The organism is Curvibacter sp. T50, from assembly GCF_057219955.1.
Genome location: NZ_JBXVVU010000001.1, coordinates 1,917,651 through 1,935,873, shown reverse-complemented (window position 1 = coordinate 1,935,873; position 18,223 = coordinate 1,917,651). Strand labels below are relative to the sequence as shown.

The following is an 18,223-nucleotide window of genomic DNA, read 5'->3' as shown; positions in this document are numbered from 1 at the left end:
TGCCTCGCTAAGATGGCGTCATGACTTCGACACTGCAACACCTGCTCGACGCCAATCGGGATTGGGCTGCCCGCATGGTGCGGCAACGCCCGGGCTTTTTCAGCGACCTGGCCCAGCAGCAATTGCCCAAATACCTCTGGATCGGCTGCTCGGACAGCCGGGTGCCGGCCAACCAGATCACCGGGCTGGAGCCCGGCGAGGTGTTCGTGCACCGCAACGTGGCCAACGTGGTGGTGCCCTCCGACCTGAATGCGCTGTCGGTGATCCAGTTTGCGGTGGACCACCTCCAGGTCGAGCACATCATCGTCGTCGGCCACTACGGCTGCGGGGGCGTACGGGCGGCTTTGCGGGGCAACCGGGTGGGGCTGGTGGACAACTGGCTGCGCCATGTCAGCGACGTGCGCCTGCGTCACCGCAAGCGCCTGGACCACCTGGACGCGCAGGCGCAGGAGGACGCGCTGATCGAGATGAACGTGATCGAGCAGGTCGGCCATGTCGCCACCTCCACGGTGTTGCAGGATGCCTGGGCCCGCAGGCAGAAGGTCGCCGTACACGGATGGGTCTACGGCCTGCAGGATGGCCTGCTCAAGGATCTGGGCGTGTCGATGAACCGGGCCGAGTCGGTGGTCGAGACCTTCCGCAACGCACTCAAGCGCTACCCCAGGGCGGCGACAGCAGGCCCCCACGCTCCGCCGCTGCGCGGGTCGCTGCCCCCCGGGGGGGCTGATCCGGCTTGGGGCGGCCCGGCGCCGGATCGGCCGCCGGGAAGATAGGCCATGCTGCTGCCCAGTCTCAATTCGCCCCTTGCCGCCGACATGGCCCGTGCCATGATCGACGGCTTCAACCGCCACTACCGGCTTTTTCGCACCGAGTCGGCCCGGGCCAAACACCGTTTTGAAACGCGCGACTGGCATGGCCAGCAGCGGGCACAGCGCGAACGCATCGAGTTTTACGACCTGCGGGTACGCGAATGCTCCATGCGTCTGGAGCGCGAATTCAAGGCCGCCGAGCAACCGATGGAGGTCTGGCAGCAGGTCAAGCTGCTCTACATCGGGTTGCTGGTCGACCACCGCCAGCCCGAGCTGGCCGAGACCTTCTTCAATTCGGTCACGACCAAAATCCTGCACCGCAGCTACTTCCACAACGACTTCATTTTTGTCCGGCCGGCGATCAGCACCGAATACATCGAGCCGGTTGACCCGATCAGTGGCACCACCTACCGCGCGTATTACCCCCGCCGCGACACCACCCTGGCCGAAGTGCGGCGCATGGTGCAGGACTTCGGTTTGCGGGTGCCGTTCGAGGACTTCGATCGCGACACCGCGCTGGTGGACGCTGCCTTGCGCCAGCGCTTTGACGTGTTGCACCTGCGCGCCAACTTCCAGATTCAGGTCCTCTCCAGCCTGTTCTACCGCAACAAGGGCGCTTATGTGGTCGGCAAGGTGATCAATGGTTTCCAGGAACTGCCATTCGCGCTGCCCGTCCTGCACAACCCGCAGGGCCAGCTGGTCATCGATGCCCTGCTGCATGGCGAAGACGACCTGCTCATCCTGTTCTCGTTCGCGCGGGCCTATTTCATGGTCGACATGGAGGTGCCGTCGGCCTACGTGCAGTTTCTGCGCAGCCTGATGCCGCGCAAGCCACGGGCCGAGTTCTACAACGCGCTGGGCCTGGCCAAGCAGGGCAAGACCCTGTTCTATCGGGATTTGCTGCAGCACCAGCGCCACAGCAGCGACCGGTTCCGCATCGCGCCGGGCATCAAGGGCATGGTGATGCTGGTGTTCGACCTGCCCAGCTTTCCCTTTGTGTTCAAGGTCATCAAGGACTACTACCCGCCACAAAAGGACACCAGCCGCGAGCAGATCCGTGGCAAATACCTCCTGGTCAAGCAGCACGACCGCGTGGGCCGCATGGCCGACACGCTGGAGTTTTCCGAGGTGGCTTTCCCGTTCGACCGCTTCGAGCCCGAGCTGGTGGCCGAGCTGCAGAAATTCGCCCCCAGCCAGGTCGAAATCTCCGACCGGGACGGCGACGGCCAGACCGAGCTGATCCTCAAGCATGTCTATATCGAGCGGCGCATGATCCCGCTCAACATCTACCTGCAGGAAGCCTTTGACATCCTGCAGTCGGCCGGGGTGCCGGACACGGCCGTACGCCGGGCCAATGAACAGCTGGAGCGGGCGGTGGTCGAATACGGCAACGCCATCAAGGACCTGGTCGCGGCCAACATTTTCCCGGGCGACATGTTGTGGAAGAACTTCGGCATCACCCGGCATGGCAAGGTGGTGTTCTACGACTACGACGAAATCGAATACATCACCGACTGCAACTTCCGCCGGGTGCCGGCCCCGCGCAACGAAGACGATGAGCTCAGCGGCGAAATCTGGTACAGCGTCGGCCCGCGCGACGTCTTTCCCGAAACCTTCGGCCCCTTCCTGCTCGGCAACCCGCTGGTGCGCGAGCTTTTCATGAAACACCATGCCGACCTGCTGGATGCGGCGTTCTGGCAGGCCCATCAGGAACATATCCGCCAGGGCCATGTGTTTGACGTCTTCCCCTATGACCCGCAGCGCCGCTTTCGTCACCAGCCGAGCGGGGCGCCCCCCGAGACGTCAATCTGAAATTCCTATTTAAATAGCAAAACAACACCTTTTTGCGCTGGGTATAGCCAGTTTTCTTTGTTTTTTCTGAGGACATCCCATGAACGACCCCATCGTCATCGTCAGCGCCGCCCGCACCCCCATGGGCAGCTTCCAGAGTGATTTCGCGTCGCTGGCCGCCCACGACCTGGGCGGCGCGGCGATCAAGGCCGCCGTCGAGCGCGCCGGCATTGCACCGGAACTCGTCACCGAAGTGATCTTCGGCAACTGCCTGATGGCCGGTCAGGGCCAGGCGCCGGCCCGCCAGGCCGCGTTCAAGGGCGGCCTGCCCAAGAGCGCCGGCGCGGTGACGCTGTCCAAGATGTGCGGCTCGGGCATGCGCGCGGCCATGTTCGCGCACGACATGCTGCTGGCCGGCAGCCACGAGGTGCTGGTGGCCGGGGGCATGGAAAGCATGACCAACGCGCCCTACCTGCTGCCCAAGGCGCGCGGCGGCTACCGCATCGGCCACGACCGCATCTTCGACCACATGATGCTCGACGGCCTGGAAGACGCCTACGAGCCCGGCCGCTCCATGGGCACCTTCGGCGAAGACTGCGCCGCCAAATACAGCTTCACCCGTGCCGAGCAGGACGCGTTTGCCACCGCCAGCGTGCAGCGCGCCCAGGCGGCCACGGCCAGCGGCGCCTTTGCCGCCGAAATCACCCCGGTCACCGTGAAGGGCCGCGGCGGCGACACGGTGGTCTCGGTGGACGAAGGCCCGGGCAAGATCAAGCTGGACAAGATCCCGTCCCTCAAGCCCGCGTTCAAGAAAGACGGCACCATCACCGCCGCGTCCAGCAGCTCCATCAACGACGGCGCGGCCGCCATGGTGCTGATGAAGGCCTCCACCGCTGCGAAGCTGGGCTGCACGCCGCTGGCGCGCATCGTCAGCCACGCCACCCATGCGCAGGAACCCGAGTGGTTTGCCACCGCCCCGGTGGGCGCCACGCAGAAGGCGCTGGAAAAAGCCGGCTGGACGGTGGGTGACGTGGACCTGTGGGAGGTGAACGAAGCCTTCGCCGTGGTGCCGATGGCGCTGATGAAAGAGCTGGACGTGCAGCACGACAAGGTCAACGTCCACGGCGGCGCCTGCGCGCTGGGCCACCCGATCGGCGCCTCCGGCGCTCGCATCATGGTCACGCTGATCCACGCCCTGAAGGCCCGCGGCCTGAAAAAAGGTCTGGCCACGCTGTGCATCGGCGGTGGCGAGGCGACCGCCGTGGCGCTGGAATTACTCTGATTTGCAGAGCAGACAACGACCATTTGACGCTGGGTAACGGCCTTTTTTGCTCCAATTTCCGGGAACACCGCCCATGGGAACCGTTCTGGTCATCGGCGCCTCGCGTGGCATCGGTCTGGAGTTCGTGCGCCAGTCGCGCGCGGCCGGTGAGCGGGTGATCGCCACCGCGCGCGACGACGCGGGCCTGGCGCGGCTGCGCGAACTCGGCGCCGAGGTGCTGCGGGTGGACGTGGCCAGCAGCGCCAGCGTCAGTGGCCTGTCCTGGCAGCTGGACGGCGAAAAGATCGACCTGGCGCTCTATGCGGCCGGCGTGATCGACCGCGGCGACGCCCGCAGCCCGCCCACCCAGGCCGTGTTTGACCGGGTGCTGCACACCAATGTGCTGGGGCTGATGCAGGCCCTGCCGCAGGTGATGCCCATGGTGGAAGAAGCCGGCGGCGTGTTCGCGGCACTGTCCTCGTCCATGAGCCAGATCGGCCCGGTGCCGGGCAGCAACAGCTGGCTGTACCGCGCCAGCAAGGCGGCGCTGAACATGGCGCTGCGCAGCGCCCGCTTCGACTATCCCCGCGCAACGCTGGTGGCGCTGGACCCCGGCTGGGTGCGCACCGACATGGGCGGCCCCGGTGCGCCGCTGGATGTGGCCACCAGCGTGGCCGGCCTGCGCGCCGTGCTGGCCGGCCTGACACCGGCCGACAACGGCGCCCTGATCCACCACGACGGGCGCCGCGCCGCGTCCTGGTGACCCCGCATTCCCCAACCCCTTTTTCGAGTGATCCCATGCTGCTGACCCAAGACCAGGAAATGATCCGCGACGCCGTGCGCGCCTTTGCCACCGAGCAACTCTGGCCCAACGCCGCCCGCTGGGACAAGGAACACCACTTTCCGAAAGACGCCCACCAGGGCCTGGCGGCGCTGGGGGCCTACGGCATCTGCGTACCCGAAGACCTGGGCGGCGCCGGGCTGGATTACCTCACGCTGGCGCTGGTGCTGGAAGAAATCGCCGCCGGCGACGGCGGCACCAGCACGGCGATTTCCGTCACCAACTGCCCGGTCAACGCCATCCTGATGCGCTACGGCAACGACGCACAGAAACAGCAGTGGCTGACGAAACTGGCCCAGGGCGAGATGCTGGGCGCCTTCTGCCTGACCGAGCCGCATGTGGGCTCGGACGCGTCGGCCCTGCGCACCACGGCGGTGAAAGAGGGGGATGACTACGTCATCAACGGCGTCAAGCAGTTCATCACCAGCGGCAAGAACGGCCATGTGGCGGTGGTGATCGCCGTCACCGACAAGGCCGCCGGCAAAAAGGGCATGAGCGCCTTCCTGGTGCCCACGTCCACGCCCGGCTACACCGTGGCGCGGCTGGAAGACAAGCTCGGCCAGCACAGCAGCGACACGGCGCAGATCAACTTCGACAACTGCCGCGTGCCGGCGGAGAACCTGATCGGCGCGGAAGGCGAGGGCTACAAGATCGCCCTGTCGGCGCTGGAAGGCGGGCGCATCGGCATTGCCGCGCAAAGTGTGGGCATGGCGCGCAGCGCACTCGATGTGGCCATTGCCTACGCCAAGGAGCGCCAGAGCTTTGGCACCGCCATCGTCAACCACCAGGCGGTGGGTTTTCGCTTGGCCGAGTGCGCGACCCGGCTCGAAGCCGCCCGCCAGCTGATCTGGCACGCCGCCAGCCTGCGCGACGCCGGCCGCCCCTGCCTGAAAGAAGCCGCCATGGCCAAGCTGTTCGCCAGCGAAACGGCCGAAGCCGTCTGCTCCGCCGCCATCCAGACCCTGGGCGGCTACGGTGTGGTCAGCGACTTCCCGGTGGAGCGCATCTACCGCGACGTGCGGGTGTGCCAGATCTACGAAGGCACGTCGGACGTGCAGAAGATCATCATCCAGCGGGGGCTATGATCCGGCTCTGACAGCCGGGCGGCTGGCCGGATGGCCGCCCTCCAACTGCGGCGGAGCAGCATGCGCATCATCATCCTCGGAGCGGGCCGCGTCGGCGAAAGTGTCGCCGAGAGCCTGTGCTCGGAAAACAACGACATCACCGTCATCGATCCCGATCCGGCGCGTCTGCACGAGCTGGAGGAGCGCCTGGACCTGCGTGGTGTGCCGGGCAACGGCATCCAGCCTTCCGTGTTGCGTCGCGCGGGCGCAGAAGACGCGGACCTGTTCATCGCCTGTGCGTCATCGGACGAGACCAATCTGGCCGCCAGCAAAGTGGCGCGGACCGTTTTTCACATTCCCACGACCATTGCCCGCCTGCGCTCGCCCGAGTTTGTCGAGGGGGACCCGCTGCTGGGCCCCGAGGGGTTTGCCGTCGATCATGTGATCTGTCCGGAAGAGTCGGTGATGCGCACCATCCACCAGCTCATCGACTACCCCGAGGCGCTGCAGGTGCTGGAGTTTTCGCAGGGCCGCGCCCACCTGATCGCGGTGCGGGCGGCGTCCAGCAGCATTCTGGTGAACCACAGCATCCGCGAGTTCCGCGAGCTGTATCCGGCCGCCCCCATGCGGGTGGTGGCGATCTACCGTCAGGGTGTCGAGGTGGCCGTGGCCCCCGACACCCGGGTGCTGCCCGGCGACGAGGTGTTTGTGCTGGCGGACAAGGAACGCATCCGCCATGTGCTGGGGGCCATCCACAATTTCGACCGCCCGGTACGCCGGGTCATGATCGCGGGTGGCGGAAAAGTCGGGTTGCGGCTGGCGCGGGGTCTGCTGGGCCAATGCGAGGTCAAGGTCATCGAGCGCGACCGCAAACGCTGCGATTACCTGGCGGGCGAACTGGGCTCGGGGGCGCTGGTGCTCAACGGTGATGCGGCCGACGAGGAACTGCTGATCGAAGAAAACGTCGGCGACATGGACCTTTTCATTGCGCTGACCAGTGACGACGAGGACAACATCCTGTCCGCCATGCTGGCCAAGCGCCTGGGCGCGCGGCGTGTCATTTCGCTGATCAACCGTCGCATCTATGCCGACATGATGCAGGGCAGCACCATCGACATTGCGCTGTCGCCGGCGCACACGGTCATTGGCGAACTGCTGGCGCACGTGCGCCGGGGCGACGTGGCGGCGGTGCACAGCCTGCGCCGGGGCGCGGCGGAGGCCATCGAAGGCGTGGCGCGCGGCGACGCGCGCACCTCCAAGCTGGTGAGCCGGCGCATCGAGGAGATCACGCTACCCGAAGGCGCGCGTTTCGGGGCGGTCGTGCGCGGCGAGGGGCGCCATTGTGAGGTGCTGATGCCGCACCATGACCTGGTGATCGAAGAAGGTGACCACGTCATCATCTTCCTGACCAGCAAACGTCTGCTGCGAACGGTGGAAAAGCTGTTTCAGGTCAGCGCCACCTTCTTTTGACCCACAACCCGCCCACGCTGCCCATGTCCGGTCTGGCCGCTGTCCTCTCGGTACTCTCGCGGGTCCTGGTGGTCTATTCGTTGCTGTTTCTGGTGCCCATGATCTGGGGCTGGCTGGTGGACCACCAGGCCATGCGCGAGGTCTGGTTCACCAGCGCCGGGCTGACAATGGCCTGTGGTGCCGCCTTGTGGCTGGCTACGGCCCGTCAGCGGCGCGAGCTGCATCCGCGCGACGGTTTCCTGCTGGTCAACCTGGTCTGGCTGGTGTTGCCGGCGTTCGGCGCGCTGCCGCTGGTGTTGGCCATCGACGGGCTGAGCTGGACCGACGCCTATTTCGAATCCATGAGTGGCCTGACGGCCACCGGTGCCACGGCGCTTTCGGGTCTGGACCATTTGCCGGTGTCGGTGAACATCTGGCGCTGTTTTCTGCAACTGATCGGCGGGCTGGGGATTGTGCTGCTGGTGGTGGCCATCCTGCCGCTGCTGGGGCTGGGCAGCGTGCAGTTGTACAAGGCCGAAACGCCGGGGCCGATGAAAGATGCCCGGATGACACCGCGCATCACCGAAACCGCGCGGGGCCTGTGGGCGGTGTATTTTGTGATGTCGGTGGCCTGTCTGGCCGGATACCGCTGGGCGGGGATGGACTGGGCCGACGCCTTCATGCACATGTGCTCGACCATGGGGCTGGGCGGCTTTTCGTCGCGCGACGCCAGCCTGGGCCACTGGGCCAGCTGGCAGGTGGAACTGGTCGCGATCATCTTCATGAGCCTGGCGGGCATCAACTTCGCCCGGTATTTCATCGTCTGGCGCTCGCGTTCCCTGGGGCCGTTGTGGCGGGATGTCGAAGTCCGGGCCTATGGCGCGGCGCTGGTTGGGTCCACGGTCTTGTTGACCCTGGTGCTGCTCGCCCATGGCGTCCATACCGAAGCGGCTTTGGCCCTTCGGGCGGCAGCCTTCCACGTCGTCTCGGTCGCCACCACCACCGGGTACGCCAGCACCGACTATTCGCTGTGGCCGGTTTTTGCGCCGGTGTGGCTGATGTTTCTGGGCTGTTTTGCCTCCTGCGCCGGTTCCACGGGGGGGGGCATCAAGATGGTGCGCATGTTGCTGCTGATCAAGCAGGCGCGGCGCGAACTGGTGCGGGCCATCCATCCGCGGGTGGTCAATCCGGTCACGCTGGGGCGCAGCGCCATTGCGCCGACGGTCATTGCGGCCGTCATGGCCTACATGCTGATCTATGGCGCATCGACTGTCGGCCTGACCATGCTGCTCTTGCTGTCGGGGCTGGATATCGTGACGGCGTTTTCTGCCGTGGTCGCGACCATCAACAATATAGGCCCCGGTCTGGGCCAGGTCGGGCCGGCCGCCAATTTTGGCGTGCTGACCGACTTCCAGACCTGGGTGTGTACCTTTGCCATGTTGCTGGGGCGGCTGGAACTGCTGGCGGTCATGGTGTTGTTCATTCCCCAGTTCTGGCGCAAGTAAGCGGGGCTGCCTGCGGCGCGCCCTACCGTTCGACAAGGAGATTTCGCCATGCCCATTACCAAAGGATTTCGCGCGCTGATCGACGAAGCCAACGCGCAGATCACCACCTACCGGGTCGAGCAAGTGCGCGACCGCCTCGATGACCCTGGCGTGCAGCTGGTCGACATCCGCGACGTGCGCGAGCTCGAACGCGCCGGCACGGTGCCCGGGTGCGTGAACGCGCCGCGCGGCATGCTGGAGTTCTGGGTGGATCCGCAGTCGCCGTATTTCAAGCCGGTGTTCGGTGACGAAAACAAGGAATACATCCTGTTTTGCGCCGCCAGCTGGCGCAGCGCGCTGGCCACCAAAGCCTTGCAGGACATGGGCATGACCAACGTCGCCCACATTGACGGCGGTTTTGCCGAATGGGTCAAACAAGGCGCGCCGGTCGAAAGCTACGAAGCCCACCGCGCGCGCCGCCACCCGGCCGGGTAGTGGCAAAGCCGTGATCGCGACCGATCCGTGCCCCTGCGGGCGCCTCGGCGCCCGAGGCCGCCCGGTGCCGTACACCCGCTGTTGCGCCCGCTTTCTGGACGGTGGGGAGCCGGTCCCGGATGCCGAGCACCTGATGCGCTCGCGCTACACCGCCTTTGTGCGCCAGCGCGCGGACTGGCTGCTGGCCACCTGGCACCCGGCGCACCGCCCGCCGTCGCTGGATTTCGAACCCGGGCTGACCTGGCTGGGTCTGCAGGTGCGTGCCCACCGGGTCACCGGGCCCGACACCGCCGAGGTGGAATTCGTCGCCCGCTCCCGCCTGGGGGGCCGGGCCACGCGCCTGCACGAACGCAGCCGTTTCGTGTGCGAGGCCGGTCGTTGGCTGTACCTGGACGGCGATATCGCCTGAAACCGCGCGCCCGCGCTTGCCGGCGCGGAGGTCGGCGGGGATGCGGCTGTCCGAACGGCGACCGTCGGTGTTTGTCGACTGCCGTAAACTGAAATCCATGAATCTTCCGCTGTCGGGCCTTCGGGTGCTGGAGCTCGGCCAGGTGCTGGCCGGGCCGTTTGCGGGCGCCATCCTGGCCGACCTGGGCGCCGAGGTCATCAAGATCGAACGCCCCGACGGCGGCGACGACGCCCGCCGCATGGGGCCACCGTTTGGCGGAGACGACGCGCTGGTCTTTCAGGTCTTCAACCGCGGTAAACAGTCGGTCACGCTGGACCTGCGCCAGAGCGCTGACCGCGCCGCGCTCGACAACCTGCTGGCCGGGGCCGATGTTTTCCTGCACAACCTGCGGCCCGGGGTTGCCCAGGCCCTGGGTGTGGACGGGCCCACCCTGACCGCGCGCTTTCCCCGCCTGATCTACGGCGAGATGTCTGCCTTCGGTGCCCGCGGGCCCATGGCCTCCTTGCCGGGTTACGAACCCCTGCTCCAGGCCTTCAGCGGCCTGTCGGCCATCAATGGCGGTCCGGACGATCCGCCCATGCGCGCGGGCGCCTCCATCTGTGACCAGGGCACCGGCATGTGGGTGGTGATCGGATTGCTGTCGCTGCTGTGGCGGCGCCAGGTCACCGGTCGGGGCGGTATCGTGCAAGGTTCCTTGCTGGAGACCGCGCTGGTCTGGACCGCGCAAAAGTCCGACGCGCTGGTCAACGAAGGCCGCCAGCCCGACCGGCACCGTTCCGGCCACCCCGGTTTCGCCCCCTACGAGGCTTTTGACACCGCCGATGCCCCCTTGCTGATCTGCTGCGGCAATGACCGGCTGTTTGCCAAACTGGCGCAGGCACTGGGGCATCCCCACTGGGCGGCCGATGAGCGCTTTGCCACCAATCGGGCGCGCCTTCGCCACAAGGATGATTTGCTGGCGTTGCTGGCGCCCTGCCTGCGCGAGCGGCCCCGCGCACAGTGGCAAACGTGTTTCGAATCGGCCGGTGTGCCCTGTGCCCCCGTACATTCGCTGGCCGAGGCGCAGGCGCACCCCCAGGTGCTGGCACTCGGACTGCGCCAGGCCGTTCCCGTGGGCCCGGGGCTGCCGGACCTGTCCCTGACCGGTTTTCCGCTGCTGATCGACGGCGAGCGGCCCCCGCTGCGGGCCCCCGCACCCCCGCTGGGCGCGCACAATGCCGATCACAAGGCCCCGCGGTCACCCGCCTGAACCACCGTTTACCCCCGACCAACCACTGACACCAAGGAGACCACGCATGAAATCCCTGAACCTGCCATCCAGCCGCCGCCGCTTTGCCCTCGGCCTGGGCGCCGTTGCACTCGCCACCGGCGCGCTGCTGGGCACTTCGACCAGCTGGGCCCAGGCCTACCCGAACAAGCCGGTCAAGCTGATCGTGCCGTTTGCGGCCGGCAGCGCCACCGACCAGATCACCCGGGCCTTCGCGGCCAAGCTGACCGAAAGCCTGGGTCAAGCCATGGTGGTGGAGAACAAACCCGGGGTCAACGGCATGCTGGGCGCCGCGGAAGTCGCCAAGGCAACGCCCGACGGCTACACCATCCTGATTGGCACCAACAGCACCAACGCCGCGCTCAAGAGCCTGATGAAGTCGCTGCCTTACGACCAGGACACGGCCTTCGCGCCCGTTGCCTACCTCGGCCAGGTGCCGCTGATTGTGGCCGTCAACAATGACGTGCCGGCCAAGACGCTCAAGGAGCTGATCGACATGGCCCGCGCCAAGCCCACCCATGTCACTTTTGCCAGTGCCAGTACCTCGCAGCTGGTGTCCTCGGAAATGCTGGCCAGCATGGCCGGCGTGAAGATGACCAATGTGCCGTACAAGAGCGGCCCGGCTGCCATGACCGACCTGATCGGCGGCCAGGTGAACATGTTCACCGCCGACTTCGCCGTCATGGTGCCGCAGGTCAAGGGGGGCAAAGTGCGCGGGCTGGCGGTGACCTCCACCAAGCGTTCGCCCGTGGTGCCCGACCTGCCCACCGTCAACGAAGCACTGGGCCTGAAAGACTATGAACTGATCGCCTACTTTGCTGCCTTCGCACCCGCCGGCACCCCGGCGGACGTGGTCAACCGCCTCAACCAGGCCTTCAACGCGGCCGCCTCCAGCAAGGACATTCAGGAGAAGTTTGCGCCGCTGGGCTTCGCCGTCGAACCCGGCACCCCGGAAGCGCTGGCCCAGCGCAGCCGCGCCGAAACCGCCAAATGGGCCAAGGCCATCCGCGACGCGAAGATCGAGCCCCAGTAAGCGTCGGTCGCGACGGCCGCGCCCCTGCTGCCTCGCACCGCCGCTGACCCGGGCCGCCCGAACTGGTGTCGGGCGGCTTTTTTGTGCATTTTCGACCGATACCCAGCGTAAAAAGGTCGTTTTCAGCTACAAAAAATGAAGCATCAGAAGCGCAGCAGTGGCGCCGGCGTCGGGTCGATGCCCTGGTCCAGGGCGGCCTGGTGCTCGGCCGCGCGGGCTCGCATGTAGGCCGGGCGCTCCTGCAGGCGCGCCCACAAGCCCGCCACGGCCGGCGGGAACTGCGGCGCCAGGTCCAGGTAGTCGGCCAACATCAGCGCGTAGCCCACGGCCACGTCCGCAGCGGTGAAGCGGCCGGCACACAGCCAGTGCTCATGCTGCAGTGCCGCCTCGACCGCCCGCAGCCGCGCCAGAAACCAGCGGGCGTAGTCGGTGACGACCTGGGGCTGCCGGCGTTCTGCAGGCTCCATGTGGGTGTAGCGCAGCACCAGGGTCTGCGGAAAGGTCAGGGTGGCGTCGCTCATGTGCAGCCAGTTCAGGTACGGGCCAAACGCGGCGTCGTCCGCCGGCACGTCCAGCTGGCCGGGGCTGTGGCGCGCTGCCAGGTAGTGGCAGATGGCGGCCGATTCGGTCATGCGTGTGGCGCCGTCGACAAAAAGCGGCACCGTGCCGAGCGGGTTGTCGGCCAGGAACGGCCGGGCGTGCACACGCGGCGGAAACGGCAGCAAACGCAGGGTGTAGGGCAGGCCGATTTCTTCCATCAGCCACAGCGGGCGGAACGAGCGGGCGCTGACGCAGTGGTGCAGGGTGATCATGGCGCCGAGTGTAGGCGGGCGATCAGCCCGCGGGCGCGGCGACCTGCTGGCGGAACTCCGCCGGGCTGTGCCCCGTCCAGCCGCGAAAAGCGCGGATGAAGCTCTTTTCGTTGAGGAAGCCGGCCGCGGCGGCCACCTGCTTGACCGGGCGGTCGGTGCGCAGCAGCAACTCGGTGGCGCGGGCCTGTCGTACTTCGTCTTTCAGGCCTTGCAGCGTGGCACCTTCGTCCTTGAGCTGGCGGTGCAGCGTGCGCGGCGACACGGCCAGCAGCGCGGCCAGTGCCTCGGCATTGTGGGTGGCCAGCGGCTGGGTCGCCAGCGCCTGCCGCACGCGTTGCACCAGCAGGCGGTCGCGCCGGTACTGCAACACCGTCAGCGGCAGGGCGCGTTGCAGCATCTGGGTCATGGCTCCTTCGTCGCGGCGCAGCGGCAGCGCGAGGTATTGCGCGTCGAATGCCAGTTGCGCATGGTCGGCGGCAAACGCGACCTGGCCGGGAAACAGCACACCATAGACCGCCTCGTGGCGGGGGGCGGCGAACGGCAGTTGCACACCCAGCAGCGGAATCCGGGAGTCCACATACCAGCAGGCCAGGCCGTGGATGTTGCGCAGCACATGCACCAGACTGAATTCGCGCGAAACGCCGCGCAAGGGCCGCTGCTCGACCACGTGGATGGCGGCCCGTCCGCCCTGAACCTCCAGGCGAAGGCGCAAGTCGTCGGCGATCAGCCCGTGGTGGCGGCACCAGCGTTTGAGTGCCAGCCCCAGGTTGGGGGCGCTCAGCGAAGCACGGGCCAACATGCCGTAGCTGCCCCAGGGCAGGCGCCGCGAGAACGCGCCCAGCCCCTCGTCATCCAGTGCCATCATTGCCGCGCCGGACAGCAACTCCATCTGTCGGGCCGTGATGCGCCCGTCGGGCTCGTCGAGTCGATCTGGCGCAATCTGTGCCGAACGCAGATGGGGCTCGGCAGCCAATCCGGCGCGCCGCAAGGTCTCAGCGATCGCCCGTGCAAAAGCGATGGGGGTCGCAGCGGTTCCGTCCAGGGGTGTATCGATGTTTCCCGAGACTGGGGAGGTTGGCGAACTCATGAGGAAATTCTGGCACGATTTGCAACCTCGGTGGCGTGCATCGGGCAAACCCTGACCGTATTCTTGCGTCCTGACGCCACCATGGCGGACTGCTTCAACAAGGATTCCCATGTCTGTTCTGGAGACCCAGCTCAACGCCCGTTCCGCCGACTTCCAGGCCAACGCCGCTGCCATGCAGTCGATGGTCGACGATTTGCAGACGCAGCTTGCCGCCGTAGCCCAGGGCGGCGGCGAACAGGCGCGGGCGCGCCACACGGCCCGCGGCAAGCTGCTGCCGCGCGAGCGGGTGTTGCGGCTGCTTGACCCCGGCACCCCGTTTCTGGAGCTCGCGCCCCTGGCCGCGCTGAACATGTACAACAACGACGCGCCGGGCGCCGGTATCGTCGCTGGCATCGGCCGCGTCAGTGGCGTCGATTGCATGATCGTCTGCAACGACGCCACAGTGAAGGGCGGTACCTACTACCCGATGACGGTGAAAAAGCACCTGCGGGCCCAGGAGATCGCCCTGCAGAACCAGTTGCCCTGCATCTACCTGGTCGACTCCGGCGGCGCCAACCTGCCCAACCAGGACGAAGTGTTCCCCGACCGGGACCATTTCGGCCGCATCTTCTACAACCAGGCCAACATGAGCGCCCAGGGCATCGCGCAGATTGCGGTGGTGATGGGTTCGTGCACCGCCGGCGGCGCGTATGTGCCGGCGATGAGCGACGAGACCATCATCGTCAAGAACCAGGGCACCATCTTCCTGGGCGGCCCGCCGCTGGTGAAGGCGGCCACCGGCGAGGTGGTCAGTGCCGAAGACCTCGGCGGGGGCGACGTGCACACCCGTCTTTCGGGTGTGGCCGATCACCTGGCGCAGAACGACCTGCATGCGCTGGCGCTGGCACGCCAGGCCGTCCGCAACCTCAACCGGCGCAAACAGCCGCCGATTGCGACCCATGAGCCGGTCGCGCCGCGCTACCCGGCCAGCGAGCTGTACGGCGTCATTCCGATCGATGCCCGCAAGCCCTTCGACGTGCGCGAGATCATTGCCCGCATCGTCGACGGCAGCGAGTTGGACGAGTTCAAGGCGCGCTTTGGCACCACGCTGGTCTGTGGCTTTGCCCGTATCGAAGGGATGCCCGTGGGCATCATCGCCAACAACGGCATCCTGTTCTCCGAGTCGGCCCAGAAAGGTGCGCACTTCATCGAGCTGTGCTGCCAGCGCAAGATTCCCTTGGTCTTCCTGCAGAACATTACCGGCTTCATGGTGGGGCGCAAGTACGAGAGCGAAGGCATCGCCCGCCACGGCGCCAAGATGGTCACGGCCGTGGCCACCGCGAGCGTGCCCAAGTTCACCATCATCATCGGCGGCAGCTTCGGCGCCGGCAACTACGGCATGTGTGGCCGGGCCTACTCGCCGCGCTTCCTGTGGATGTGGCCGAACGCCCGCATTTCGGTGATGGGCGGCGAGCAGGCGGCCAGCGTGCTGGCCACCGTCAAGCGCGACGGCATCGAGGCCAAGGGCGGCAGCTGGAGCGCCGAGGAAGAAGCGGCCTTCAAGCAGCCGCTGCTGGACCAGTTCGCCCACCAGTCACACCCCTATTTCGCCAGCGCCCGCCTGTGGGACGACGGCGTGATCGACCCGGCCGACACGCGCCGCGTGCTGGCCCTGGGCCTGAGTGCCAGCCTGAACGCGCCGATCGGCGAGCCGAAGTTCGGCATCTTCCGGATGTAATCCACGCTGACCGCCGTGGACAACATCTACATCACCCCCGAGCACGAACTGCTGCGCGAGCAGGTCGCGCGCTTCATCGAGCGCGAGGTCGAGCCGCACGGCGCTGCGTGGGAAGAGGCCGGCTGCGTGCCCCGGGATGTGCTGCGCCGCATGGGCCAGGCCGGTCTGCTGGGCCTGATGTTCGAAGAAGCCTACGGCGGTGGCGGTGCCGACGCGATGACCAACCTGGTCTTTGCCGAGGCGCTGAGCCAGTCCACCTTTGCCGGTTTCATCATCACCGTGCTGGTGCACACCGACATGGCGGGGCCCCACCTGCACCACGCGGGCAATGCCGCGCAGAAGGCGAAATACATGCCCGGCGTGACCGCCGGCGAGCTGATCACGGCAGTGGGCATCACCGAGCCGGGCGCCGGCTCGGACGTGGCGGGCATCCGCACCACCGCCCGGCGCGAGGGCGATGACTGGGTGCTCAACGGCACCAAGATGTTCATCACCAACGGCGTGCACGCCAACCTGTACTTCGTGGCCGCCAAGACCGGTCCCGGAAAGCGCGAGGTGTCGATGTTCATCGTCGAAAAAGGCACGCCGGGCTTTTCGGTGGGCCGCGCGCTGAAGAAAACCGGCTGGCTGTCGTCCGACACGGCGGAACTGGTGTTCGAGAACGTGCGCGTCCCCGCCGCCAACCTGCTGGGCGAAGAGGGCAAGGGCTTCTACTCGGTGATGAAGAACTTCCAGACCGAGCGCATCGCGCTGGCGGCCATGGCCGTGGGCCATTGCACGCAGGCGATCCGGTTGACGCTGGACTACGTGCGCCAGCGCCAGGCCTTTGGCGGGCCGCTGTGGAACCAGCAGACCATCCGCCAGCGCCTGTCGATGCTGGACGCGAAGACGCGGGCCGCCAGGGCGTTCATGTACCAGTGCGCCTGGCGCGTCACCCAGGGCCACGACATCGTGCAGGACGTGTCCATGCTCAAGGCACTGACCGGCGAACTGGTCAACGAGGTGGTGTTGACCTGCCAGCAGTTCCACGGCGGCATGGGTTTCATCCGCGAAACCGCCATCGAACGTCTGTGGCGCGATGCGCGGGTGCTGGGCATCGGCGGTGGCGCTACCGAGGTCATGCTGGAAGAAGTCGCCAAACGCTATTGAGGTTGCCAACCATGAGTGAATCCGTGCTCGACATCCGCCGTCCCTCGCCCCATGTGGCCGAGGTCTGGCTCAACCGCCCTGAGGTGCGCAACGCGTTCAACGACGGCGTGATCGCCGCGCTGACCGAGGCCTTCACCCGCCTGAACCAGGACGCCGAGCTGCGCGTGGTGGTGCTGGGCGGCCATGGCAAGGCCTTTTGTGCCGGCGCGGACCTGAACTGGATGCGCGCCATGGCCGACTACAGCTGGGACGAAAACCGCGCCGACGCCGGCAAGCTGGCCGAGATGCTGTGGACACTCGACCAGTGCCCGGTGCCGATCATCGGCCGCATCCACGGCGACTGCTACGCCGGCGGCATGGGGCTGGCCTCGGTGTGTGACGTGCTGGTGGCGTCGGACAACGTGACGTTCTGCCTCTCGGAAGCGCGGCTGGGCCTGCTGCCCGCCACCATCGCACCCTATGTGGTGCGGGCGATGGGCGGGCAGGCGGCGCGGCGCTGGTTCACCACCGCCGAACGCTTCAGCGCCGCGCAGGGCCAGGCCATGGGTTTCGTGCACGAGCTGTGCACGCCGGACGAGATCGACGCCCGCGTGGCCGCGCTGGTGGCGACACTGGTGGCCAACGGGCCGGCGGCGGTGCGGGCCTGCAAGCAGCTGGTGCGCGACGTGGCCGGCCGTCCGATCGACGCCGCGCTGCGGGATGAGACCGCGCGCCGCATCGCCGACATCCGCGCCAGCGCCGAAGGGCGCGAGGGCGTGTCGTCGTTTCTGAACAAGCGCCCGCCGAACTGGCTGGCCGGCTGACCCGCCCGACACGAGCCGCCACCGTATGGAACCCCTGTGGATGTCCATCGTGCAATGGTTGCACACCATGGGGATTCACCTGTCCGTCCCGAAAGACGCGACCACGTCCGCACCCGGCGCCATCGCGCAGGTCGCCGGCCAGATGGATCTGGCCGGGCTGCTGGCGCTGGCCGCAGCCTTGGGTTGGGCCAGCGGGTTCCGGCTCTATGCAGTGGTTTTCCTTGTGGGAGCTGCAGGCAACGCCGGCTGGATGGATTTGCCGCCCGGCTTGGGCGTGTTGCAGCATCCGGTTGTGCTGATCGTCAGCGGCCTGCTGCTGTTTGTCGAATTTTTTGCCGACAAGATCCCTGGGCTGGATTCGGTGTGGGATCTCGTCAACAGTGTGATCCGTGTTCCGGCGGGCGCGGCGCTGGCGGCCAGTGTTTTCGGCGCGGACCACGCCACGATGGCGGTGGTGGCGGCGCTGATGGGCGGCACCTTGGCGGCCAGCAGCCAGGCCGCCAAGACGACGACCCGTGCAGCCATCAATACCTCGCCCGAGCCGTTTTCCAATGTCGCGATGAGCCTGGTGGAAGACGGCCTCGTCGTCGGGGCCGTCTGGCTGGCGACCCAGCATCCGTTTGTTTTCGCGATTGTGTTGACGCTTGTCCTGGTGCTGATGTGGATCGTCACCTGGATGCTTTTGCGATTTCTGCGGGCGGCGCTGCGGCGTCTGCGCGCGTTCTTTTCCCCTGACTCTGCCCCCTCCTGAG

Annotated in this window: 17 protein-coding genes; 15 read left to right on the top strand and 2 right to left on the bottom strand. The window is 67.0% G+C overall.

Translation table 11 applies throughout. The features are described 5' to 3' along the window. Positions 1 to 20 precede the first annotated feature (20 nt). From can to AC2EBU_RS09165, 11 genes are all read left to right on the top strand, one after another. Positions 21 to 773: a carbonate dehydratase gene (gene can, locus AC2EBU_RS09215; protein ID WP_484610056.1), complete on the top strand. Its 753-nt coding sequence runs from the start codon at positions 21 to 23 to the stop codon at positions 771 to 773. A 3-nt stretch (positions 774 to 776) separates the two neighbouring features. Then, on the top strand, positions 777 to 2,621 hold the full coding sequence (gene aceK, locus AC2EBU_RS09210; protein ID WP_484610055.1) for a bifunctional isocitrate dehydrogenase kinase/phosphatase: 1,845 nt from the start codon (positions 777 to 779) through the stop codon (positions 2,619 to 2,621). Positions 2,622 to 2,700: 79 nt separating this feature from the next. Then, complete coding sequence (locus AC2EBU_RS09205; RefSeq protein WP_484610054.1) at positions 2,701 to 3,882, top strand: acetyl-CoA C-acyltransferase; 1,182 nt, start codon at positions 2,701 to 2,703, stop codon at positions 3,880 to 3,882. Between the two features lie 73 nt (positions 3,883 to 3,955). Beyond that, positions 3,956 to 4,624: an SDR family oxidoreductase gene (locus tag AC2EBU_RS09200; RefSeq protein WP_484610053.1), complete on the top strand. Its 669-nt coding sequence runs from the start codon at positions 3,956 to 3,958 to the stop codon at positions 4,622 to 4,624. A gap of 35 nt (positions 4,625 to 4,659) precedes the next feature. Continuing rightward, positions 4,660 to 5,787, top strand: coding sequence for an acyl-CoA dehydrogenase family protein (locus AC2EBU_RS09195; protein ID WP_484610052.1), 1,128 nt, complete (start codon positions 4,660 to 4,662; stop codon positions 5,785 to 5,787). Positions 5,788 to 5,847: 60 nt separating this feature from the next. After that, complete coding sequence (trkA, locus tag AC2EBU_RS09190) at positions 5,848 to 7,236, top strand: Trk system potassium transporter TrkA (RefSeq protein ID WP_484610051.1); 1,389 nt, start codon at positions 5,848 to 5,850, stop codon at positions 7,234 to 7,236. Positions 7,237 to 7,259: 23 nt separating this feature from the next. Continuing rightward, on the top strand, positions 7,260 to 8,720 hold the full coding sequence (locus tag AC2EBU_RS09185; RefSeq protein WP_484610154.1) for a TrkH family potassium uptake protein: 1,461 nt from the start codon (positions 7,260 to 7,262) through the stop codon (positions 8,718 to 8,720). Between the two features lie 48 nt (positions 8,721 to 8,768). Beyond that, positions 8,769 to 9,194 (top strand): rhodanese-like domain-containing protein, encoded by a 426-nt coding sequence (locus AC2EBU_RS09180; RefSeq protein ID WP_484610050.1) that lies wholly within the window; start codon positions 8,769 to 8,771, stop codon positions 9,192 to 9,194. Positions 9,195 to 9,204: 10 nt separating this feature from the next. Then, on the top strand, positions 9,205 to 9,603 hold the full coding sequence (locus tag AC2EBU_RS09175) for a YchJ family protein (RefSeq protein ID WP_484610049.1): 399 nt from the start codon (positions 9,205 to 9,207) through the stop codon (positions 9,601 to 9,603). A 97-nt stretch (positions 9,604 to 9,700) separates the two neighbouring features. Then, positions 9,701 to 10,852 (top strand): CaiB/BaiF CoA transferase family protein, encoded by a 1,152-nt coding sequence (locus AC2EBU_RS09170; protein WP_484610048.1) that lies wholly within the window; start codon positions 9,701 to 9,703, stop codon positions 10,850 to 10,852. Positions 10,853 to 10,898: 46 nt separating this feature from the next. After that, entirely contained in the window at positions 10,899 to 11,903 is a 1,005-nt protein-coding gene (locus tag AC2EBU_RS09165; RefSeq protein WP_484610047.1) for a Bug family tripartite tricarboxylate transporter substrate binding protein, read from the top strand. Positions 11,904 to 12,046: 143 nt separating this feature from the next. On the opposite strand, the gene AC2EBU_RS09160 is transcribed toward AC2EBU_RS09165, so the two are convergent. Then, on the bottom strand, positions 12,047 to 12,715 hold the full coding sequence (locus AC2EBU_RS09160) for a glutathione S-transferase family protein (protein WP_484610046.1): 669 nt from the start codon (positions 12,713 to 12,715) through the stop codon (positions 12,047 to 12,049). 22 nt (positions 12,716 to 12,737) lie between these two features. Next, positions 12,738 to 13,802, bottom strand: coding sequence for an AraC family transcriptional regulator (locus tag AC2EBU_RS09155; RefSeq protein ID WP_484610045.1), 1,065 nt, complete (start codon positions 13,800 to 13,802; stop codon positions 12,738 to 12,740). A 109-nt stretch (positions 13,803 to 13,911) separates the two neighbouring features. On the opposite strand from AC2EBU_RS09155, the gene AC2EBU_RS09150 reads away from it, so the two are divergent. The 4 genes from AC2EBU_RS09150 to AC2EBU_RS09135 are packed head-to-tail and all read left to right on the top strand — an operon-like array spanning position 13,912 to position 18,222. After that, a complete protein-coding gene (locus tag AC2EBU_RS09150) occupies positions 13,912 to 15,519 on the top strand; it encodes a carboxyl transferase domain-containing protein (RefSeq protein WP_484610044.1) in 1,608 nt (535 codons plus the stop codon). 15 nt (positions 15,520 to 15,534) lie between these two features. Continuing rightward, on the top strand, positions 15,535 to 16,668 hold the full coding sequence (locus AC2EBU_RS09145) for an acyl-CoA dehydrogenase family protein (RefSeq protein ID WP_484610043.1): 1,134 nt from the start codon (positions 15,535 to 15,537) through the stop codon (positions 16,666 to 16,668). An 11-nt stretch (positions 16,669 to 16,679) separates the two neighbouring features. Continuing rightward, entirely contained in the window at positions 16,680 to 17,471 is a 792-nt protein-coding gene (locus AC2EBU_RS09140) for an enoyl-CoA hydratase/isomerase family protein (protein ID WP_484610042.1), read from the top strand. A gap of 25 nt (positions 17,472 to 17,496) precedes the next feature. Continuing rightward, entirely contained in the window at positions 17,497 to 18,222 is a 726-nt protein-coding gene (locus tag AC2EBU_RS09135) for a DUF4126 domain-containing protein (protein ID WP_484610041.1), read from the top strand. The last annotated feature ends 1 nt before the right edge of the window (position 18,223 follow it).